Below are 21,747 nucleotides of genomic sequence, written 5' to 3' on the forward strand. Positions count from 1 at the left end.
GGCGCCCATCGATTGTCTGATGCTGGCTCGCCCGGTGCGCCCAAAGCGCGTTGCGCGAGCCAGATTTGCTTTGAGTCGAGCCGTTCTTTTTTGTTTGTGATGGAGAATGCCACCATGGCCCATGAACTCTATACCCGTACCAACCAGAAGATCTATTTTGCAGGGCTTGCTCTTGAGGCGCTGGGCAAGGCTCAGGAAAGCCGGGCAATGAACGCTATCGCGCTGGTTCAGGCTGAGCGTGAGTCCGTACTGTTTCACCTGTATGGCGCGTTGCTCGGTTTGTGCCATGAAATCGCAGGATTTTACCGTTTGCCCCAAGCCAATGCGCCGCGCGCAGAGCTGCTGCTGACCAAGGACGTGCTGGACGCTATCGCGATCCCTGAAATGGCCGAGCTGATCGAGCTGGCACAAAACCGGGAAACCTGGCTTGCGCAGTTGCTAGCAGCCTACAACGCGCTGTTCCTGCCGCCACGTGCGCCAAGGAAAGCCAAGGGTGACGTTACGCAGCCAATGATTATCGCTGTCAGCCTGGATGACGAGCCTGAGCCTGAGTTGGGCCGCGAGGAAATGGAAAGTTGGCGTCAGCAGCTCAAGAGCTTGACGATTCGTTTTCGCGAAGGGCTGAGCGAGTGCTGATTGATCGATGGGCTAGGGGCTGAGTCGACAGGCTGATACAATGCTGGCCTTTCGTGGAGAACAGATCCTATGCCAACGTCCTTTTTAGAAATTGTCGAGTTGCCCGACGGCCGTATCGAACTGCGCCGTGCTGAGGACGAGGGCTCCTTGGTTACCCTGGATTTCTCCGCTGATGCCAAAGCTTTTTTGCAAGGTCAGCACGTAGAAATCGCTAAAGCCATGCTGAGCGTCGGCGTTCAGATGGCTGGGCGCCTTGCGGAAGGCGACCTTGATAAGCACGATGGCCCGCGCGTTCTTCATTGATCACGGGCTGATTTCAGCCCAGCCGAATATTCAAACTTTGTGCATCACCCGTTCTGGCAGCGCTGACCAGCTGTTGGCGCGCCCCGGTATTAATCGGGTTGAGCCAGCTGACAACCGTGTGGCTGCGACCCAGTCGCAGAGCTTCGCAGGTCAATTGCAACGCGCTTTGTGTGCCGCGTGGTTGCAGTAGAAGAATCCGTTCACGATTAAGCCCCGCATCACGCAGCCAGGTCTGAGTCAGGCTCGCAGGCGGCGCGATCAATGTCAGCCAGCGTGCATCCTGGTCCTGACTCAGCTCCCGCAAAATCGGCGCCAGAAGGTTCAGACAGTTCCCGGCTGCGCCGCGCAATGACAGTTCACTAAAAGCGTCTGGCTCTGTGTTCCAGGGCGTGTCGACCACTTCTTTAAGGAGCGGGGCGATGGGCTGAGCCATGAATGCCTCGAACAGTGGTAGTTGTGCTTGCTGTGGTGTTTGGGGGAACTGCATAACGTCTCCTTTAGCGGCGAATGACGCCGACACTCAAGCCTTCGATCACCAATTCCTGATCTTTGAGGTTCACTTCAATAGGGGCGAAATCCGGGTTCTCGGCGAGTAGCCAGACCTTGCTGCCTTCACGCTTGAAGCGTTTAACCGTCACTTCATCACCAATTCGCGCCACGACGATTTGACCGTTGCGGGCTTCGCGGCAGGTGTGAACGGCAATCAAGTCGCCATCGAGGATGCCGACGTCTTTCATGCTCATGCCATGTACGCGCAACAAATAGTCTGCGCTCGGATGGAAGAAAGACGGGTTGATGTTGCAGGACTCTTCGACATGTTGCTGCGCCAGAATCGGTGCGCCAGCGGCAACGCGACCGATGATTGGCAGGCTGCGCTCTTCGGACTTGGCCTCGAAGCCTGGAATACGAATACCCCGCGAGGCGCCTGGCGTCATTTCGATAGCGCCTTTGCGCGCCAGAGCCTTGAGGTGTTCTTCCGCCGCATTGGGCGACTTGAAGCCCAGTTCCTGAGCGATTTCCGCACGGGTCGGCGGGTAGCCGTTGTCTTCAAGGCAGCGTTTGATGAAACCCAGAATCTCAGCTTGGCGTGGCGTCAGTTTTATCATGATGATCGCTCTGTCTTTTTATACAGTGACTGGGATTATATACAGTGATTGCGTCTTGGCAATCGTCCTTTTTACTCAGGCCGCTGGACGGTGTGCAGAAGGGTGTTGGCAGGTGATCCGAGGCAATAAATCACGCAATGGCTACAGGCCCCGGGTTATATGATTAAATGCATGACTGGTCAGCCAGAAAACGAACGGACAGACTTGACAAATAGCCCGGCTGAAACGTATGTTTCAAACGAGTGTTTGTCAGGCAGAAAAACCATGGCCCAGTCGGAAACAGTTGAACGTATCCTTGATGCTGCTGAGCAGCTGTTCGCGGAAAAAGGCTTTGCCGAAACTTCGTTGCGGTTGATCACCAGCAAAGCCTCGGTCAACCTGGCCGCGGTGAATTATCACTTTGGTTCGAAGAAGGCCCTGATTCAGGCGGTTTTCTCGCGCTTCCTCGGTCCGTTCTGTATCAGTCTCGATCGAGAGCTGGAGCGTCGTCAGGCCAAGCCTGAACACAAGCCGACACTTGAAGAGCTGCTGGAAATCCTCGTCGAACAAGCGTTGGTGGTGCAGCCGCGGAGCGGTAACGACCTGTCGATTTTTATGCGCTTGCTGGGCCTGGCCTTTAGTCAGAGCCAAGGGCACCTGCGTCGTTACCTGGAAGACATGTACGGCAAGGTGTTTCGCCGCTACATGCTACTGGTCAATGAAGCCGCCCCAAATATTCCACCGATCGAACTGTTCTGGCGCGTGCATTTCATGCTCGGCGCTGCGGCGTTCAGCATGTCCGGGATCAAAGCGTTGCGAGCGATCGCCGAGACTGATTTCGGGGTCAATACCTCCATTGAACAAGTCATGCGTCTGATGGTGCCGTTCCTGGCAGCCGGCATGCGCGCCGAAACAGGCGTGACCGACGCGGCCATGGTTTCTGCACAACTCAAGCCACGTAGCAAAAGTACGGTCGCCGTCGCCAAGGTTTGACTGTTGATGGGTGGGCGCGGCAGCTTTCATCGGCTAAGCTAGCCGCCCATGCGTACCCTCGATTTATTCATGTCTCCCACGCCACTCCGTATGTGTCCGGCTTCGCCGATGGGCAGCGGTGTGTGCGTCTGGCTGTCTTCACTGCGCTTTGATGCCACGCCCGGATCGGGTGTCGGCTGCGTTGAGTTAAGGAATTGCATATGAGTTCTGGCCTGCAAGGCTCGTTGATGGTGGATGTCGCCGGTACTTGGCTGACCGCTGAGGATCGCCAGTTTTTGCGTCAGCCCGAAGTTGGTGGCCTGATTATTTTCGCGCGCAATATTGAGCATCCACGCCAGGTTCGTGAACTCAGTGCCGCTGTCCGTGCGATACGGCCTGAGTTGTTGTTGGCGGTCGATCAGGAGGGCGGGCGGGTACAGCGCCTGCGTCAGGGATTCGTCCGATTGCCCGCAATGCGGGCGATTGCCGACAACCTGAATGCCGAATCTCTGGCCGAGCATTGCGGATGGCTGATGGCCACTGAAGTGTTGGCGGTCGGGCTGGATTTGAGTTTTGCGCCAGTCCTCGATCTGGATTATCAGCGCAGTGCCGTGGTCGGCAGCCGGGCTTTTGACGGTGATCCTGAACGTGTGGCGTTGCTGGCGGGCGCCTTTATTCGTGGCATGAACGCCGCGGGCATGGCGGCAACCGGGAAACATTTTCCTGGCCATGGCTGGGCTGAAGCCGACTCCCATGTCGCGATTCCAACGGACGAGCGCAGCCTGGATGAAATCCGCGCCAAGGACCTTGTGCCGTTCGCTCGCCTGAGCAAGCAACTGGCTGCCGTGATGCCGGCCCACGTCATTTATCCGCAAGTCGATGCCCAGCCTGCTGGTTTCTCCCTGCGTTGGTTGCAAGATATCTTGCGCGGCGAGTTGCAGTTCGATGGGGTGATTTTCAGCGATGATCTGTCCATGGCCGGCGCACATGTGGTCGGTGATGCTGCAAGTCGTATCGAGGCTGCTTTGAGCGCCGGGTGTGACATGGGCCTGGTCTGCAATGATCGGGCTGCTGCCGAGCTGGCACTCGGTTCTGCGCAACGGCTGAAGGTTAAGCCGTCGCCACGCATTGCGAGGATGCGAGGCCAGGCGTACGCCACTACTGAATATCGTCAGCACCCACGCTGGCTGGCGGCCCTTGATGCACTGCGTGCCGCCCAACTGATCGACTGAAGGATGTATTAATGACTGTTTACGCGATTATCGGCGGCACTGGCCTGACCCAACTTGAGGGCTTGAATATCCGTCAGTCCCTGCCGATGAATACGCCTTATGGTGCGCCGTCGGCCGAGATTCAGATTGGCGAATATGCAGGCCGCGAGGTGCTGTTTCTGGCGCGCCATGGTCACCCCCATCGCCTACCGCCGCATCAGGTCAACTACCGCGCTAATCTGTGGGCATTGAAGCAGGCCGGGGCAGAGGCGATTCTGGCCGTGAATGCTGTGGGCGGGATTCATCCGGCGATGGGCACTGGGCATTTCTGCGTACCGCATCAGTTAATCGACTACACCAGCGGTCGCGAGCACACCTATTTTGCCGATGATCTGGAGCAGGTGACCCACATCGACTTCAGCTACCCCTACAGCGAAGTGCTACGCACGCGACTTATTGCAGCGCTGGCGGCTGAAGGCTGTGCTTACAGCGACCAGGGCGTGTATGCCTGTACTCAGGGCCCGCGCCTTGAAACCGTGGCGGAGATCATCCGCCTGGAGCGTGATGGTTGCGATATCGTCGGTATGACCGGTATGCCTGAAGCGGCACTGGCCCGCGAAATAGAACTGGATTACGCCTGTCTGGCGCTGGTGGTCAACCCTGCGGCAGGCAAGTCGTCGGCAGTGATTACCATGGCCGAAATTGAACAGGCACTGCATGACGGAATGGGCAAGGTGAAGGCAACTTTGGCGCGGGTGCTTGCTGCTGGCTGAAGGCTGCGCTGGGGACGGACATGGGCAAGCCCGCTCCTGCATCTATTGTTACCCCTCGCTTACCCAGTGAACGCTCACTCAGCTTTCACAGGGTAAGTTAGGGGTGGCTGACTCAATGCTTTATCTTTTTGACCGGCGCTGGCAATGGCGCGAACAGGGCGGCGATGTCTTCGCTTCCCAGCTTCCAGTCACCTGCGGTCCTGCCATCCAGTACGCCTGACGCCAGCGCTGATTTTTCCTGCTGTAAACGCTGGATTTTCTCTTCCACGGTGCCGCGCGCGATCATCTTGTAGACGAACACCGGTTTCTCCTGGCCGATGCGGTACGCGCGGTCGGTGGCCTGATTTTCGGCCGCCGGGTTCCACCAGGGATCGTAATGGATCACCGTGTCGGCTGCGGTCAGGTTCAGGCCGGTGCCACCGGCTTTGAGGCTGATCAGGAAAACCGGAAGCTTGCCGCTCTGAAAATCCTGCACCGGTGTGCGACGGTCTCTGGTTGCCCCGGTGAGCAATGCGTATTCGATGCCGCGCTGTTTCAGCTCGGCTTCGATCAGGGTCAGCATTGAGGTGAACTGCGAGAACAACAGGATTTTTCGACCTTCTGCCAGCAACTCTTCAAACATTTCCATCAGACTGTGCAGCTTGGCCGAGCTGCCATGGCGCCCCGTTGCAGGTGCGCTGTTGACCAGCCGTAAATCACAGCAGACCTGGCGCAGTTTGAGCAGCGCCTCAAGTACGATGATCTGACTGCGACCAACGCCTTTGCGGGCGATTTCGTCGCGCACCTTTTTGTCCATGGCCAGGCGCACCGTCTCATACACATCGCGCTGGGCGTCGTTGAGCTCGACCCAATGGATGATTTCGGTCTTGGGCGGCAGTTCGGTTGCGACTTGCTCCTTGGTACGACGCAGCAAAAACGGCTTGATTCGCGCGTTCAAGTGCTGCAAGCGTTCTTCGTTGCCCTGCTTCTCGATGGCGGTGCGGTAGTTGCTGTTGAACTGCTTGCTGTCGCCCAGCCAGCCGGGCATCAGGAAGTGGAACAGCGACCAGAGTTCGCCCAGATGGTTTTCCAGCGGCGTACCACTCAGGCACAGGCGCTGTCGGGCGTTTAGACTGCGCGCGGCCTCAGCGGCCTTGCTGTTGGGGTTCTTGATGTACTGCGCTTCGTCGAGGATCAGCACATGCAGCGGTTGCTGCGCCAACAATTCTACATCGCGCGGCAGCAATGCATAGGTGGTGAGAATCAGGTCGTAATCCTGCAGGTTGGCGAAGTTCTGGCGCCGACCTGGCCCATACAACGCCAATACACGTAGTTGAGGTGTGAAGCGTTCAGCTTCATCCATCCAGTTGGGAATCAGGCTGGTGGGCATCACGGCCAGGGACGGGCGATCAAGGCGACCGGCCTGTTTTTCCACCAGCAGGTGGGCCAGGGTTTGCAGGGTTTTACCCAGGCCCATGTCATCGGCCAGGATGCCGCCCACTTCCAGTTCGCGCAGCGATTGCATCCAGCTCAGGCCTTCGAGCTGATAGGGTCGCAGGGTCGCATTCAAGCCATCGGGGACACTTACTGAAAAATTCTTGATGTCCGCCAGGCGCTCGCCGAATTGGCGCAGGCGTTCACCGCCTTCCCATGTCAGCGGCATATCGTCCAGCTGGGTCAAGCGTGCGGCGTCTGCAGTATTGAGGCGCAGCGCGGTATTGCCGTCTTCGCGCCAATAGAAGTCACCCAGGGTTGCCAGTACTGGTTTTAGACGGCCGTAGGGCAGGGCGACTTGCACCGGGCCGCCACCTCGCTGGGTGAAGTGGTTGAGCTGGACCAAGAGTTGCTCATCATCCCGACGCTTGGCGATCCCGGCCGGGCTCATCAGTTCGGGGTGGCTGCGCAGTAGATTGATCAGAATCGGCAGCAGGCTCAGGCGCTCACCATTGACGATGATGCCCAGCTCCAGGTCGAACCAGTCGTGCTCAGGCTGCTCATCAATGACTGCATACCAGTCGTCTACGGGGGTGACGTCAAACGCGAAATCCTCCGCGACGTCGATCTCCCAGCCTTGCTCACGCAACTGCGGCAGGTCGTGGGTCATGAAATTCAGCCAGGCCTTGTCGCTCGGCAGTTCGAACATGTCCCCAGCGCTATCGGGCAAGGCCTTGCTTTGCCGAGTCGCCAGCCTGAAACCGAGGTCCTGAATAACCTGTCGCCAGTGCTTTTCTGCCTCTGGATAGCGGCGTATGCGCACGGTTTCAGTATCGAAGTGCTCCAGGACGTCGGTGGTTTTGCTTCCCGTCGCGTAATACTCACCGTAGCCAAACGCCAGCGCGGCGCGATGCTGGATATGGCGCTGCATACGGCCATTGCGCGGTTCGTAAGCGCTGAACTCGAAGCTGGCGAGAATCAGCCGAGGCCGAGGCTGGGTGTCGATCAAGCGTTCTGGCAATGCGGGCTTGGGCTCGGCTCGTGCTGGCGCAGGCGCACGGTCTGGCGCACCCAGCGCGGTGAGGATCGAGGCCTTGTTTTCCGGGTCCTGCAGAAAGAAAAGAGCGGCAGCGCAATGTTTGCAATTGTTGCGCACGGGGCAGGTGCATTTACACGCCACGAATTGTTTATGCTCGGCTGGGTCCTTGAGGGTGAGGGTTTGCGTGTAGATTTCCAGGCCCGAGCCTTTGCACACTGTCCTGACCAGCTCGGGACTCAGGTGCTGCAACTTGATGCGTTGCTGCTGGGCGTAGTCGCGCCCTCGCTCAAGGCTTTGAGCTTTGAAGACTTGTGCCCATGAAGAGGCTAGAACTTTTTCAAGAATGGACGACACAGTTCAGTACAGCCCGACGCCGCAGCGATGCTCAAAGGGCAAGGAGCGCAACGCGCTCCCTGGATGCTTAAAGAGGTGAAACCTTGATCAGCATGGCCAGGCTGCCATTGTCCATATAGGTCAATTCGCCATTCTTCACCCGGGTCGTCTGGGTCATTCGCTCGCTGGTGCGCACCACGCCATAGGCATCGAGCTGATTGACCCAAAAGTCTGCCGTGATATCAGTAAACCGCGCCAGGCTCAAGGTGACGGTGCCTTCAATGGGAAAGTGACCAAACTGCTCCTGACCACTGCTGACCGCCATTTTGCTCGGGTCAGCGCTCAGGTTTTGCTGCCAGGCCCGATGCAGCAGCACGTTATAGTTGCCGCTCGCCTCCAGTTTGCTGGCCATTCCGGTCAGCGCCGGGCTGCGTTCATTCTCGGAGCTGATTTTCTGCGCCCCGGCGGCCCAGGCTTCGGGGGAGGGCTGGTTGGTCGTGGCTGGTTGGCCAATCTGCCGGAACAGGATCATTTCGACCTGATACAGGCCGTCGGCAAACGCTGCCGGTGTGACCAGTGTCAGCAGCAGAATCAATGAGTGGAGCACACGCATGGGTGAATCCTTAAGCCGTTTTTGGAGTCAGGCGCTCGAACAGCGCTTCTAAAATATTGAATCGCTCTTCCGGGCGCTCCATCGGCACCATGAACTTGAACAGCGTGGCACCCTCGAACTTGTAGCGGTTGGGCTGGCCCTGAATCAGTTTGATCAGCACCAGCGGATCAACTTGGGTATCGGCGCTGAACTCAATTCGTCCACCCTGCGGTCCGGCGTCGACTTTTTTGATGCCCAGCTGCTCGGCCTGCAATTTGAGCAGCGTCAGGCGTACCAGGTTTTTGGTCGGTTCGGGCAGCAGGCCGAAGCGGTCGATCATCTCGACCTGGAGGTCCTTGAGGCCCTCTTCGTCGGCGGCATTGGCGATGCGTTTGTACAGAATCAGGCGGGTATGAACATCGGGCAGGTAGGCTTCGGGGATCAACGCTGGCAAGCGCAGGTTGATTTCCGGGCCGCCGCCCAGGGGTTGGTCGAGGTTTGGCTGCTCGCCCTTGCGAATGGCCTTGACCGCGCGTTCAAGCATTTCCATGTACAGGGTGAAGCCCACGGCCTGGATCTGTCCGCTCTGCCCGTCGCCCAGCAGTTCGCCAGCACCACGGATCTCCAGATCGTTGGTCGCGAGCACGAAGCCCGCACCGAGGTCCTGGGTGTTGGCGATGGCTTCCAGGCGCTTCTCTGCGTCTGGAGTGATCTGTTTCCGGGGTGGGGTCAGCAGGTAGGCGTAAGCCTGGTGGTGACTGCGGCCGACCCGGCCACGTAATTGGTGCAATTGCGCCAGACCGAATTTGTCGGCACGTTCGATGATGATGGTGTTCGCGCTGGGCACGTCAATACCCGTCTCGATGATGGTCGAGGCGATCAGGACGTTGAAGCGCTTGTGATAGAAGTCGCTCATCACCTGTTCGAGATCGCGTTCGCGCATCTGTCCATGGCCGATGCCGATACGGGCTTCAGGCACCAGTTCGGCCAGGTCGGCGGCGCATTTCTCGATGGTTTTCACGTCGTTGTGCAGGTAGTAAACCTGGCCACCACGCAGCAGTTCACGGAGCAGTGCTTCCTTGACCGTACTTTTGTTCTCTTCCATGACAAAAGTGCGCACGGACAAGCGGCGAGCTGGCGGTGTGGCAATGATCGATAAATCACGCATGCCCGAAACCGCCATATTCAGCGTGCGCGGGATCGGGGTCGCGGTCAGGGTGAGAATGTCGACTTCACTGCGCAGGGCCTTGAGTTGCTCCTTCTGACGCACGCCGAAACGGTGCTCTTCGTCGATGATAACCAAGCCCAGATTCTTGATCTTCACATCGTCCTGCAGCAGCTTGTGCGTGCCGATGACGATATCAATCTTGCCTTCTGCCAGGTCCGCGACTGCCGCGTTGATTTCCTTGGCAGACTTGAAGCGGCTCATGACTTCCACGCTTACTGGCCAATCGGCAAAGCGATCGCGGAAACTGTTGTAGTGCTGCTGGGCGAGGAGGGTGGTCGGCACCAGAATGGCCACCTGACGTCCGCCATGTACGGCAATAAAGGCTGCGCGCATTGCCACTTCGGTTTTGCCGAAGCCCACGTCGCCGCACACCAGGCGGTCCATCGGCTTGGGCGCGAGCATGTCGGCACGTACGGCATCAATGGTGGTTTGCTGGTCCGGGGTTTCTTCGAATGGGAAGCCGGCGCTGAACGTCGCGTAGTCGGCTTTCGGGTCGGCGAAGGCATACCCTTCACGGGCGGCCCGTCGCGCGTAGATGTCCAATAGCTCGGCGGCGACATCGCGCACTTGCTCGGCCGCTTTGCGTTTGGCTTTCTGCCAGGTTTCCGAACCCAGTCGGTGCAGCGGCGCAAGGGCGTCATCGCTGCCAGTGTAGCGGGCGATCAGGTGCAGGTTGGCAACCGGGACATATAGCTTGGCGTCTTCGGCATAGGCCAGCATCAGGAATTCGGCGACCTGATTCTCCACTTCCAGCGTGGCCAGGCCCAGGTAGCGGCCAACGCCATGGTCGATATGCACCACCGGTGCGCCTTCGCGCAGTTCAGTGAGGTTTTTGATGACTGCGTCATTGTTGCCGCCGTCGGTGCGTTTTTCCCGGCGCCGGCGCTGCATGACCCGCTGACCGAACAGTGGGCTTTCGGCTACCAGTGCCAGGGAGGGGTGTTCCAGCAGCAGACCCTCATCCAGTGGTGCGATGGTGATCGACAGGCGCTCGCTGCCACTGACGAAGTCCGGCCAGTTGTCCACGGTTTTCGGCCGCAGCTTCAGGCGTTCAAGCAGTTCCAGCAGGACTTCCCGGCGCCCGGCGGATTCAGCAGTGAACAGCACACGGCCCGGGAATCCTTCGAGAAATGTCGACAGCGCCGCCAACGGTTGCGTGGCCTTGGATTGAATCGCCAAGTCCGGCAACGGCAGCGCCGGGAAGCGCTCGCGACCAGCGCTGGGCTCGACGTCCTGCTGGCTGACAACCACGCGTGGCCAGCTTTTCAGGCGAGCAAAGCAGTCTTCCACCGGCAGGAACAATTCATTGGGCGGTAATAAAGGTCGCTCAGGGTCGACGCGACGCTCCTCATAACGGTTGCGGACGTCGTTCCAGAAATTTTCCGCCGCTTGTTCGATGCCGGGCAGGGAGAACACCTGGGTGTCCTGGGGCAGATAATCGAACAGGGTTGAGGTTTCGTCGAAGAACAACGGCAGGTAGTACTCGATACCGGCCGGTGTGATGCCGCTGCTCAGGTCCTGAAAGATCGGGCAGCGACGGAAGTCCACGTCGAAGCGCTCGCGAAAGCGGGCCTTGAAGCGGGTGACAGCATCTTTTTGCAGCGGAAACTCTCGCGCCGGCAGCAGGCGAACCGATTCGACCTTGTCGATGGAGCGCTGGTTTTCCGGGTCGAAGGTGCGCAGGGTTTCGATTTCGTCGTCGAACAGGTCGATCCGGTACGGCAGTTTGCTGCCCATCGGGAACAGATCGATCAGGGCGCCACGGACCGCGAACTCGCCGTGCTCATACACCGTATCGACGCAGCGATAGCCGCTGGCCTCAAGCCGGGTACGCATCTGCTCGACATCAAGCTTCTGGCCGATGTCCAGCACCAGGCTGCTGCCGAGCAGGAATTTGGTGGGTGCCAGTCTGTGTAGCGCCGTCGTGATCGGTACTACCAAAACGCCATGCGCGAGTTCCGGCAACCGATAAAGGCTGGCGATGCGCTGGGAAATAATGTCCTGGTGCGGCGAGAACAAATCGTAGGGCAGGGTTTCCCAATCCGGAAAATGCAGAACCGGCAGCGTGGGCGCAAAGAAGCTAAGCTCTTGCTCAAGACGTTCGGCACTCTGGCTGTCGGCGGTCAACAGCAGCGTGAAGCGCTTGGCGGCGCTGGCAGCCTCGGCGATGGCCAGGCTCAGGGCGGCACCAGGCAAATTGCCCCAGTGTTGTTTACCTGCAGCGGCAGGGAGTAGCGGTAGGCGCAGGACAGGCACGGGAGGTTGAGCTCCAAGCGTTGCAACAGGGGGTGCGATTGTAGCGGGAGGAGGTAGGTGCTGTCAGTTTTCAGCGCGCCGGAAAATGTAGTGCCATGTAATCTGATAGCCGTGCATTGCTCATAAACAAAGGCGGCGGCATAATGTAGCCCCTTTTTTCAGCCCCTACATGTGGAAGGTTCCCGTGACTCAGAAGCCCGACCAGTGTCTTGGTGAATGGATCGATCGTGAAGCCCTCGCCGAGGCGATGATCCCCCTCATCGGTCAGCTCTACCGCAATAACAATGTGGTGAGCTCGATCTATGGCCGCAGTCTGATCAACCGTTCAGTCATCGCGATTCTCAAAGCCCATCGCTTTGCTCGTCATCGCCAGGCCGATGGCAGTGAGCTGTCCGTACACGAAACATTCCCGCTTATAAAAGCGATGAGCGAACTCAAGCTGGGTGCCGCTTCGGTGGACCTGGGCAAGTTGGCCGTGAAATTCAAGGCAGAAGGCCAAGGCCGTACTGCCGAGCAGTTCGTGCGTGCAGAGCTGGCTGACGTCGTCGGTCAACAAAGCGCCACTGCTCGTAAAGGCAAGGACGTCGTGCTGTACGGTTTCGGCCGGATCGGTCGCCTGCTGGCGCGGATTCTGATCGAGAAAACCGGTGGGGGCGATGGCCTGCGTCTGCGCGCCATTGTCGTGCGCAAAGGCGCCGACAATGACTTGGTCAAGCGTGCCAGTCTGCTGCGTCGTGACTCGGTACATGGCCCGTTCAATGGCACCATCACTATCGATGAAGCCAACAGCACCATCACCGCCAACGGCAACATGATCAAGGTGATCTACGCGAAGAACCCGACCGAGGTGGATTACACCCAGTACGGCATCAAGGACGCATTGCTGGTGGATAACACCGGCGTATGGCGTGATGCCGAGGGTCTGGGCCAGCATTTGACCTGCGCAGGCATCGAGCGTGTGGTTCTCACCGCGCCAGGCAAAGGCAAACTGAAGAATATCGTGCATGGCATCAACCATGATCAGATCACGGCTGAAGACCTGATCGTTTCGGCGGCCTCCTGCACCACCAACGCCATCGTGCCGGTGTTGAAAGCCGTCAACGACAAGTTCGGTATCGTCAATGGTCACGTTGAAACAGTTCACTCGTACACCAACGACCAGAACCTGATCGACAACTTCCACAAGGGTGATCGTCGTGGCCGTAGCGCTGCGTTGAACATGGTTATCACTGAAACCGGTGCTGCTACCGCCGCTGCCAAGGCCCTGCCTGAACTGGCTGGCAAACTGACCGGCAACGCGATCCGTGTTCCAACGCCAAACGTGTCCATGGCTATTCTCAACCTGACCCTTGAGAAGCCAACCAGCCGCGACGAAATCAACGAGTACCTGCGCTACATGGCCATGCACTCGGACCTGCACAAGCAGATCGATTTCGTGCATTCGCAGGAGGTGGTTTCCACCGACTTCGTGGGTTCGCGTCACGCCGGTGTAGTTGATGCTGAAGCGACCATCTGCAATGACAACCGTGTTGTTCTGTACGTCTGGTATGACAACGAATTCGGTTACAGCTGCCAGGTTGTTCGCGTGATGGAAGACATGTCCGGGGTCAACCCGCCTGCTTTCCCGCGTTAAGTAACCACTAGGCCAAGTAAAAGGTAGAAAGGTGCCCCGACTCAGTTCGGGGCATTTTTTTGGACGCGATTTGGCTATCAGCCGTTTACCGGCGCCGCCAGAGGTGACTGCCAGTGTGGTGGCGGTCGGTTTCACACCTGCAGAACAATCCATACGACTACCGATATCGAAAGCTTATTCAGGCATCACTACTTATGTATGTCACTCGGCTCAGAGGCGCACCCTTAACTCACTCGGCCGTGCCCCCTCAAACATAGCAATGGCTACGTTTGGGGGCGAACAACCCAACTGAGTGAGTAAACCTGCGAGATGACAATCAAAATCGATGTGGTCGAACAATTTTTGACCCGCCCAACACTGCGTGACGTGGCAACCGCAATGCTCCGTGACGCCCTAAGCGAAAAATACCCTGCGCTGAGCATTGAACCCGAGGTGGCGGTTGTGTCCGAACCGCCATTGAGTCGCGAGTACGCAAACACGGCAGGCCGCCTCATGACACTGACGGACTGTCTGCTGGATAATTTCTCTAGCCAGAGACCGTGGCACTTCACGCAAGGACAGCATGTGCTTGCGGCTCAGCCATCGGCTGGCGAATGGATGCCGCTGGCCGTCGATATGGCAGACATCAGCGCCCTGCTCGACAGGTTGTCGCTGGTGTTGATCGAAGGTTTTGAACAGGCTACTGCGGACTATTGGTGTCAGCCAAGCACCACGGGTATCAGTCGCTGGGAATGGTTGTCCAGCAGGCTGAAGCAGCAGCTCAGCGACAAGGTCATAGCGGGGGCTTTTCCGCAGCAGACTGACGCGCAACGCTCAGCCTTGAGTGCTGTTGCCATGTTTGCGGATAAGGCTCAACGCAACGCCTTGCTCGGTGCGATCCCTGGCAAGGCCGACGATGACCTGCGCGCGTGCATCGCTTACCTCAATATGGGCAAAGAGGGCGAATCCAACGACGAGCCACTGCCTGCGATTGTGTTGGTCGGGCACACGGCTGGAGACGAGATCGTGATGGTGTGCTGGCCTTCGGGGAAGGTCGAATCCTGTTCATCCCAGGATCAGTTAGGCGTAAGCCTGGGTGCGAGGCTCGGCAGAGAGTGGGACGTCGATCAGCTCCAATGGACGCTGTATGAGCCCGAGGGCAATATTTTCGAGGCGTTGACTCAGGTCCTTCTGGAGACGCAGTTGAACACCCTGCAGGCGCTGAAAGGTGCCGATTCGTATGACCTTGAGTCTCTAGAGCAACACCTGGCCTCGGCCACAGACCTGTGCAGCGTGTTCGACGCGCCGGGCCCCGCCAATATTCAGGTTCCGGCACGGGCCCTCGAGACGCTTCCCGAATGGCTTCAGCACGCCACGATAACTGACCGTCTGGATTACAGCTGGTATCTGGCTGCGTTGGCGGTAGAGCAGGAACGTTCGAACGGCCAATCGTTTAATGACGATTTGCCGTCGATCACCGATTTTACGCTTCAGACCTTGCGCCTGAATGTGCTGGAAGACCATCCCGGTGCCAGCGACTTGTCGCTGGACGACATCGAGATCGTGATCGACAAAGTGACGGCTGCAGCGTTGCCATCGGGCGGGCAGATCGTGTCGGTAGGCGGGGTTGAACGGGTGCGTATGACACTGAGCGAGTTCGCACTGGAAAACCTGTCGAGTCTGCCCTATGGAAGCATTACCCTGCATCGTGCCGGCGCTCAGCCAATACCCGACTGGTTCTCGGTGGACTACCTTAAAGCGCTGACTGCACGCGCGAACATTGGCCAGGCCTATCCTCATCTGCTTGAGCGGTCTCTGATTACCGATACCGAGGAAGCCGGGCGGCGTCAGGTATTGTTTGCCCGACAATTGCGGATTCAGTTGCCGCTCAAGGCGCTGGAACAGAAGATCAAGGGAGAGGGCGGGTTCAGCGAGGCGGGTTATCGCAATGTCGCCGCGCTCATGAAAGCGTCAGGCGAACGAAAGGTCGGGACTCACGGCATCGTCATCCGGCCCTTGGCATTCTTCTCGCACCCAGGCGCAAGCGCTGACGTGGTCAGCAATATGTTCGTGATTGGCCCTGAAAAAGTGGCTGCCGGGCCGCATGTGCTTTACCGGCCGTTCGCCAGTCAGTCGTTGACTGAATTTGGCTCATGGTCAGCGCTGCTGGCTGCCATACAACAACCGGGCGACATGCAGGAGACCGTTCTGGTTTGGCTGGGTGACCGGGCGCGATTGAACTACGCCAACGGCGGCTTTCAGGAACCGCATAGTGTGCGCTTCGGTCTGGGCTCCGAGTTTGCGCCGCTGGAGCGCCCGCAACCAGCTGTGCTGAGTGTCGACACGGTTGATGGCGACCCATTGCTCGTCCTTTTTGCCGCCAATGCCCGGGCGCTGGTTGATCTGGCTGACCGAAACTCAGTCTCTAACACCGAAAGTCGCTGGGCGAGGCTCAAGCAAGGTGGCTGGTTGCTGCTCAATGTCCTGCTGCCTTTTGTCAGTGGTCCGGTGGCCAATGCCGTGTGGCTTGCACAGTTGATGGTCAGCGTTGATCAGGCGCTGAAGGCTCAAGGCAGCACTGATGCCAGCGTCCAGGCCACCGCGCTGGCCGATTTTTTGCTGAATATTTCTCTGATTCTCATGCACCAAGGTCTCTCTGTCAGCGGGTCAGCCATTCGTACATCAGGGCTGAGCCGCAGAGACGAGGCAGCCCCATCGGTTGTGGCTGAAATGGTTATTCGGCAATCCGAGCCGCTGGCGATGCAGCCGATTGGCGCCGGACGAACTGTGCTCGATTTCACTTGGTCGAATCCGAGGAATCAATTGACCGCGACTCAACGAGGGATTTTGGACGCCTTTAAGGTCTCGCTTGCGTCGACCCTGGGGGCTCCTGCGGCTGCCGGTCCTCATGAGGGTTTGTATGAGGTTGAGGGAGCATGGTATGCCAGGGTCGATTCAGACCTTTACCGGGTGATGCTTGAGGAGGACGGCGTCGTCGTTGTCGACTTGAATGATTCACTGCGAACCGGGCCGTGGCTCAAGCATGATGGTCCGGTCTGGGATCTGGACCTGAGGCTGAGATTACGCGGTGGAGGCCCCAAGAAAAAAGCTGGAAAAATGATTGAGGAAAACGCCGCCAAGCTCAAACAAATCACGGAAAGCAGGATGCAGTCACAGTCGCGTTTAGACGCACTGTATAAAAAAATCATGGCTTACGACACGCAGCTCCGGACCGCGACCGGCGAGCTTCGCTCATTGTTTTTCCTGCGTTATGAAAAAGATTTGCAGGAAGTCGTTGAAGTTGTCGAGCAAAAAATCAAGCAGGGCCAAGCGTTGAGGTCCGCAGATCGTCCTTTAGAGCAGGTGACTGCGGCTGATCTTCGGGGCGCTGCCAGGCACGTGTGTTATTTCGAAGGGCTTTTGCTTCAGGATATTCAACGCATGACGCGGCATGACATCGCGATCCTGCAAGAATCATCCTCGGATGGTGTGGTGGTCCCCGCTAATGTCGATGCATACCTGAATTTATTCAGGAAGCTTCTGGTGCAGCAGGAAATGGGCGCGAAATGGGCAGATGCCAGGGAATTACTTTGGCAGCAGTTGCGTGCGGTTCCCAAGGTGGGAGAGTCGCTTTGGCGCGTCGAGGTATTGGAATTGCACAAGAATAATATGTTCACCCGTCTGGAGTGGAAAGTGACGCGCCTGTTCTCCTTGCTTGAACTGTGTTTCAGCAAAGAACAAATGCTCATGGATCAAAGCTTGAAGCAGCTCAAGGCGTTGCGTAACGACGACGGCCTTCACGGTGCACTCAGTTCTCACGCCGAGCTGGACAAGCCTAACGACTACTCGCTGATCGAGCAGATCAACGTGCTTGAAAGTGCATTTCGCGAATATGGCAGGGCCGTTGATATTGCGGTTTATGCGCAGTCCTTTGAAATTGACTCTGTTCAGAGTGAGTACCTGAAGCGATTTTTGGCTGAGATGGTTGCCATACGTGACAGCGCGGAAACCCGTTTGTCTGCGCTGATTCAAGAGGAAACAGACTCGTCTGCACTGCCGTCTGAATATGTACCCAAGGTTGAGCAGCCCAGGAAAAAAATAATCAGGACACGAGGTCAGCGCTCGCTGGTGGGGCAGGTTCGCTCGGAAGAACCGGATTTTCCCGGCGAGGTTGTAGATGTGACCGACCTGATCACCCATCGAGTCATCGGCTCCTATCACCAGCATGCCGACGGGGAATGGGTGGGCATCGAGACTGCTCAGCCACCCACGACCACCCCGAAAGTCAAAAACGTGCCATTGAATGAGTTGCAACGCGATGCGCTTGAGTCGCTCAGTCAAGTGGAGCGAACAGTCAGCAGCGCCTGGCGTCAGTCCAAGAGGGCCAGTGAACCTGAAGATATGCAAGATATTCTGGTGCAAAAGGCCGGAAAGCTGAGCGAGCTTGCGGACCGGCTCGACGTGTACAGCAATGATGCAATGCTGGCTGAATCGGTTTATGCGCAGGTGGTCAGCGTGCTCAAAGACCTTCGGGCGGCAGCGGCCCGATTGACCAAAGAGGGGCGCAGCATTCGTATCAGTATGATCAAGGCTCGGCCGCCGACGGCGGCACGAATCAACTACCTGGATAGGCAAGGGGAGGTCAATATTTCACGCTTCGACGGTAGAAAGAACTTGTCGGGTGCCCGGCGTGACGATTTTCTGCAGGAGTACGCGATTCGCGACAAGGACAACCAGATCTTATGGTGGGCGCATTTTCATTACGCCACAGAAAGCGCCAGTTCCGAGGCCTTCACGGCTGCACATCTGAAGTTACCTGAACAGAGACGTCTGGGTTATAAGGCTTTGCTTAGAGCCGCCAGTGACAATAAAGAAGTCGTGAGCATTTACCGCAGTGTAATTGGCAAGGAGCTGGCGCAACGCTTGTTCCTGGTGTTAGCTCGCTGATACGAAGCACAACAGCCTTGCTCAATTCTGCGTGAGCAAGGCTTCTCGCAAGTCGTCTGAGACCCCCTGAGTCCCCAGCCAGATCGAGAAATATACCTGGGCCAATTCGCTGTCCCGGCTGCTGAAGATGACCTTGCTGTTGCATTCCATCTTCAGTCCCTGGCCAGGCTGCCAGGTCAAGGCGTACCTGTCTCCGCGACGAATACTCTGGATGCTCTGATTGATCTGATCCAGTTGTGGTTGCAGGCGGGCGAGGGTTGCTGTGTTTTGCTGGCGTTCGAGCGTAGCACTGGCGGCTTTGATCACGTCCTGACGATCAATGTCGCGAAAATAATACAATTCGAGGCGCTGCGTTTTTTGGGCGGAAACCGCCTGTTGGACGCTGGTCGAAGGTTCAGCAAACAGGGCTGCAGCGTATACGTCGACCCATAAATACGTCAGTACCGCCTGGCTCTTGCGTTCAAGCACAGGTGAGTGGTCGCTGAGTTGCGCGGGGAAGTTTGCTTCCTTGAGGCGCTCTGCTTGATTAGCCAGTGCCAATGGACTGAATGTCAGCAGCAGGTAAATCATCAGATGTCGCATAATGGCCGCGCTTCGTTGAATGCCTACTGACAGGTTAAGTCAATTTTTGCTCGATGCCGGGCTTGCGAGGAATAAATGTGTTCCGATTGGATAGCAGAATCGCGCGCGCTCAATTGCAGCGTTTGGCTCGTCAAGTTTTGGATGCCCTTACTGCTGATGGGCTCCATGGCCGCATGCGGTTCGGGTGATGGCCTGGAACGCTTTGGCGGTCCGACCATGGGCAGTACGTATTCGGTGAAATACATCCGCGGCCCCTCCGGGCCAGACGTTGCGCACGTCCAGCCGGAGGTGGAAGCGATTCTGGCTGAAGTCGATCAGCAGATGTCGACCTACCGCAGTGATTCCGACATTGAGCGGTTCAATGGGCTGCCAGCGAACAGTTGTCAGACGATGCCCGCAGGGGTGTTGGCGTTGGTGCGGGTGGGGGAGCAATTGTCCATCGACAGCGACGGCTCATATGATCTGACGGTGGAACCCTTGCTCGATTTGTGGGGTTTTGGCCCGCAGGCCCGGGTCGAGCAAGTGCCGACGCCTGAGCAGTTGGCCGTGGTGCGCCAGCGGGTGGGGTATGGTCACTTGCATATCGACGGCGATCAGTTGTGCAAGGATGCGCCGGTGGAGGTGGACTTCAATAGCATCGCAGCCGGTTATGCGGTGGACCGCATCAGCGCGCGGATGCAGGCGTTGGGTATCGGCAGTTTTTTGGTCGAGGCGACAGGTGAACTCAAGGCGGTTGGGAAAAAAGCTGATGGTTCGCCCTGGCGTGTAGCGCTCGAAGCGCCCCGGGACGATGAGCGGGTCGTCGAAAAAACCATCGAACTCGATGGTTATGGCGTCTCCACCTCTGGCGACTACCGTAACTATTTCGAACAGGATGGGCACCGTTACTCCCATACCCTTGATGCGTTGACCGGTGCGCCCATTGATCATGCGCTGGCATCGGTCACCGTTATTGATCACTCGACGTTGATGGCTGATGGTTTATCCACTCTGCTGCTGATTCTCGGACCGGAACGGGGTTGGGCTTTTGCAGAGCAGCATAAAATTGCCGCTTTTTTTGTGATTCGTGTCGACAAGCGTTTTATCATCCGCAGCAATCCGGAGTTTGACAGGCTGTTTGCCGGGAAATCGCAGTAGTCCGACAGCGATTTATCACCCAGGCGTGTGATGTAGTGCAGACAGTATTAGCCTACGACGCGACCAAGGGTTAATGTTCGCCGCTTGCGCGCTTGGTTAGACTGCGCACCAGTTTCGATCCTTCATGCCGCTGGCCGCGGCATGATTTAGCCAGAGACGCCAGAGTGGTGCCTCGGCCTGTTCTAAAGGAGTACGCATGGCTGTCTACAACTACGACGTAGTAGTGCTGGGTTCAGGCCCGGCGGGAGAAGGCGCGGCAATGAACGCCGCTAAAGCAGGACGCAAAGTAGCGATGGTCGATAGCCGTCGTCAGGTCGGCGGCAACTGCACTCACCTTGGCACCATCCCGTCCAAGGCGCTGCGTCACTCGGTCAAGCAAATCATCCACTTCAACACCAACCCTATGTTCAGGGCCATTGGTGAGCCGCGCTGGTTCTCGTTCCCGGACGTACTTAAAAACGCTGAAAAAGTCATCGCCAAGCAAGTGACATCGCGTACCGGCTATTACGCTCGTAACCGTGTCGACGTGTTTTTAGGCACGGGCAGTTTTGCCGATGAGCACAGCATCGACGTGGTGTGCCCCAACGGTACGCTGGAAAAGTTGGTGGCCAATCAGATCATCATCGCCACCGGCTCGCGTCCCTATCGCCCGGTCGATATCGATTTCACCCACCAACGAATTTATGACAGCGACACCATCCTCAGCCTCGGGCATACCCCGCGCAAGCTGATCATCTACGGTGCCGGTGTTATCGGTTGCGAATACGCCTCGATCTTCAGCGGTCTTGGGGTGATGGTCGAACTGGTGGACAACCGTGAGCAACTGCTGAGCTTCCTTGATTCGGAAATCTCTCAGGCGTTGAGCTATCACTTCAGCAACAACAACGTAATGGTTCGCCACAACGAAGATTACGAGAAGGTCGAAGGCCTGGATCATGGTGTGATCCTGCACCTCAAGTCCGGTAAAAAGATCAAGGCCGACGCCTTGCTCTGGTGTAACGGCCGGACCGGCAACACCGACAAACTCGGGTTGGAAAACGTCGGGATCAAGGCCAACAGCCGTGGTCAGATTGAAGTCGACGAGAGCTACCGCACCAGCGTACCGACCATCTATGGTGCGGGCGATGTGATCGGTTGGCCTAGCCTGGCCAGTGCGGCTTATGACCAGGGTCGTTCAGCGGCGGGCAGTCTCGTCGACAATGGCAGCTGGCGTTTCGTCAACGATGTACCAACCGGGATCTACACCATTCCGGAGATCAGTTCGATCGGCAAGAATGAACACGAACTGACCCAGGCGAAAATACCGTACGAAGTTGGCAAGGCGTTCTTCAAGGGCATGGCCCGGGCGCAGATCTCCGGCGAGCCGGTCGGCATGCTGAAGATCCTGTTCCATCGCGAGACGCTGCAAGTGCTGGGCGTGCATTGCTTTGGTGACCAGGCGTCAGAGATCGTGCATATCGGTCAGGCAATCATGAACCAGCCGGGTGAGGCCAATACCCTCAAGTACTTCGTCAACACCACCTTTAACTACCCGACCATGGCAGAAGCTTATCGGGTAGCTGCTTACGATGGCCTCAACCGGCTTTTTTGAGCGGCTCCGGCCGGTGGCCTGAGCCGGCCGGGGAGAC

Annotated in this window: 15 protein-coding genes; 9 read left to right on the forward strand and 6 right to left on the reverse strand. The window is 57.7% G+C overall.

Going from position 1 to position 21,747, the window contains the following annotated elements:
- The first annotated feature begins 114 nt into the window (after positions 1–114).
- A complete protein-coding gene (locus tag QN399_RS09425; protein WP_322178579.1) occupies positions 115–636 on the forward strand; it encodes a DUF6586 family protein in 522 nt (173 codons plus the stop codon).
- Positions 637–705: 69 nt separating this feature from the next.
- Positions 706–939 carry a hypothetical protein gene (locus QN399_RS09430; RefSeq protein ID WP_322178580.1) on the forward strand — a complete coding sequence of 78 codons (234 nt, stop codon included), beginning with the start codon at positions 706–708 and terminating at the stop codon, positions 937–939.
- A 13-nt stretch (positions 940–952) separates the two neighbouring features.
- Here QN399_RS09430 and sulA read toward each other — a convergent pair whose 3' ends face one another.
- Together sulA and lexA are read right to left on the reverse strand one after the other, a co-directional pair.
- A complete protein-coding gene (sulA, locus tag QN399_RS09435) occupies positions 953–1,426 on the reverse strand; it encodes an SOS-induced cell division inhibitor SulA (protein ID WP_322178581.1) in 474 nt (157 codons plus the stop codon).
- Between the two features lie 10 nt (positions 1,427–1,436).
- A complete protein-coding gene (lexA, locus tag QN399_RS09440; protein WP_219063180.1) occupies positions 1,437–2,045 on the reverse strand; it encodes a transcriptional repressor LexA in 609 nt (202 codons plus the stop codon).
- Positions 2,046–2,309: 264 nt separating this feature from the next.
- On the opposite strand from lexA, the gene QN399_RS09445 reads away from it, so the two are divergent.
- From QN399_RS09445 to QN399_RS09455, 3 genes are all read left to right on the forward strand, one after another.
- Complete coding sequence (locus tag QN399_RS09445; RefSeq protein WP_219063179.1) at positions 2,310–3,017, forward strand: TetR/AcrR family transcriptional regulator; 708 nt, start codon at positions 2,310–2,312, stop codon at positions 3,015–3,017.
- A gap of 212 nt (positions 3,018–3,229) precedes the next feature.
- Complete coding sequence (gene nagZ, locus QN399_RS09450; protein WP_330200899.1) at positions 3,230–4,228, forward strand: beta-N-acetylhexosaminidase; 999 nt, start codon at positions 3,230–3,232, stop codon at positions 4,226–4,228.
- An 11-nt stretch (positions 4,229–4,239) separates the two neighbouring features.
- Positions 4,240–4,980, forward strand: coding sequence for an S-methyl-5'-thioinosine phosphorylase (locus QN399_RS09455; RefSeq protein WP_322178582.1), 741 nt, complete (start codon positions 4,240–4,242; stop codon positions 4,978–4,980).
- A 112-nt stretch (positions 4,981–5,092) separates the two neighbouring features.
- On the opposite strand, the gene QN399_RS09460 is transcribed toward QN399_RS09455, so the two are convergent.
- From QN399_RS09460 to mfd, 3 genes are all read right to left on the reverse strand, one after another.
- Positions 5,093–7,786: a DEAD/DEAH box helicase gene (locus tag QN399_RS09460; RefSeq protein ID WP_322178583.1), complete on the reverse strand. Its 2,694-nt coding sequence runs from the start codon at positions 7,784–7,786 to the stop codon at positions 5,093–5,095.
- Between the two features lie 67 nt (positions 7,787–7,853).
- A complete protein-coding gene (locus QN399_RS09465) occupies positions 7,854–8,378 on the reverse strand; it encodes a CsiV family protein (RefSeq protein ID WP_330200871.1) in 525 nt (174 codons plus the stop codon).
- A gap of 10 nt (positions 8,379–8,388) precedes the next feature.
- A complete protein-coding gene (gene mfd, locus QN399_RS09470) occupies positions 8,389–11,841 on the reverse strand; it encodes a transcription-repair coupling factor (RefSeq protein WP_322216990.1) in 3,453 nt (1,150 codons plus the stop codon).
- A gap of 169 nt (positions 11,842–12,010) precedes the next feature.
- Between mfd and QN399_RS09475 the strand changes: the two genes are divergently transcribed.
- Together QN399_RS09475 and QN399_RS09480 are read left to right on the forward strand one after the other, a co-directional pair.
- Positions 12,011–13,474, forward strand: a complete 1,464-nt coding sequence (locus QN399_RS09475) for a glyceraldehyde-3-phosphate dehydrogenase (RefSeq protein ID WP_322178586.1) — start codon at positions 12,011–12,013, stop codon at positions 13,472–13,474.
- 309 nt (positions 13,475–13,783) lie between these two features.
- Positions 13,784–18,400: a DUF6543 domain-containing protein gene (locus tag QN399_RS09480; RefSeq protein WP_330200872.1), complete on the forward strand. Its 4,617-nt coding sequence runs from the start codon at positions 13,784–13,786 to the stop codon at positions 18,398–18,400.
- A 21-nt stretch (positions 18,401–18,421) separates the two neighbouring features.
- Here QN399_RS09480 and QN399_RS09485 read toward each other — a convergent pair whose 3' ends face one another.
- Complete coding sequence (locus QN399_RS09485) at positions 18,422–18,982, reverse strand: chalcone isomerase family protein (RefSeq protein ID WP_322216986.1); 561 nt, start codon at positions 18,980–18,982, stop codon at positions 18,422–18,424.
- 141 nt (positions 18,983–19,123) lie between these two features.
- Between QN399_RS09485 and QN399_RS09490 the strand changes: the two genes are divergently transcribed.
- Positions 19,124–20,119 carry an FAD:protein FMN transferase gene (locus tag QN399_RS09490; RefSeq protein ID WP_322178589.1) on the forward strand — a complete coding sequence of 332 codons (996 nt, stop codon included), beginning with the start codon at positions 19,124–19,126 and terminating at the stop codon, positions 20,117–20,119.
- Between the two features lie 196 nt (positions 20,120–20,315).
- Complete coding sequence (gene sthA, locus QN399_RS09495) at positions 20,316–21,710, forward strand: Si-specific NAD(P)(+) transhydrogenase (RefSeq protein ID WP_322178590.1); 1,395 nt, start codon at positions 20,316–20,318, stop codon at positions 21,708–21,710.
- The last annotated feature ends 37 nt before the right edge of the window (positions 21,711–21,747 follow it).

It is taken from the genome of Pseudomonas sp. 10C3, assembly GCF_036346185.1.
Taxonomy (GTDB): domain Bacteria; phylum Pseudomonadota; class Gammaproteobacteria; order Pseudomonadales; family Pseudomonadaceae; genus Aquipseudomonas.

Excerpts from the sequence above, each read along its gene's own strand:
- sulA (WP_322178581.1), bottom strand. The coding sequence starts at position 1,426 with ATGCAGTTCCCCCAAACACCACAGCAAGCACAACTACCACTGTTCGAG.
- QN399_RS09455 (WP_322178582.1), top strand. The coding sequence starts at position 4,240 with ATGACTGTTTACGCGATTATCGGCGGCACTGGCCTGACCCAACTTGAG.
- QN399_RS09430 (WP_322178580.1), top strand. The coding sequence starts at position 706 with ATGCCAACGTCCTTTTTAGAAATTGTCGAGTTGCCCGACGGCCGTATC.
- QN399_RS09490 (WP_322178589.1), top strand. The coding sequence starts at position 19,124 with ATGCCCTTACTGCTGATGGGCTCCATGGCCGCATGCGGTTCGGGTGAT.
- QN399_RS09465 (WP_330200871.1), bottom strand. The coding sequence starts at position 8,378 with ATGCGTGTGCTCCACTCATTGATTCTGCTGCTGACACTGGTCACACCG.
- QN399_RS09445 (WP_219063179.1), top strand. The coding sequence starts at position 2,310 with ATGGCCCAGTCGGAAACAGTTGAACGTATCCTTGATGCTGCTGAGCAG.
- sthA (WP_322178590.1), top strand. The coding sequence starts at position 20,316 with ATGGCTGTCTACAACTACGACGTAGTAGTGCTGGGTTCAGGCCCGGCG.
- QN399_RS09485 (WP_322216986.1), bottom strand. The coding sequence starts at position 18,982 with ATGCGACATCTGATGATTTACCTGCTGCTGACATTCAGTCCATTGGCA.
- lexA (WP_219063180.1), bottom strand. The coding sequence starts at position 2,045 with ATGATAAAACTGACGCCACGCCAAGCTGAGATTCTGGGTTTCATCAAA.
- QN399_RS09480 (WP_330200872.1), top strand. The coding sequence starts at position 13,784 with ATGACAATCAAAATCGATGTGGTCGAACAATTTTTGACCCGCCCAACA.
- QN399_RS09475 (WP_322178586.1), top strand. The coding sequence starts at position 12,011 with ATGTGGAAGGTTCCCGTGACTCAGAAGCCCGACCAGTGTCTTGGTGAA.
- QN399_RS09425 (WP_322178579.1), top strand. The coding sequence starts at position 115 with ATGGCCCATGAACTCTATACCCGTACCAACCAGAAGATCTATTTTGCA.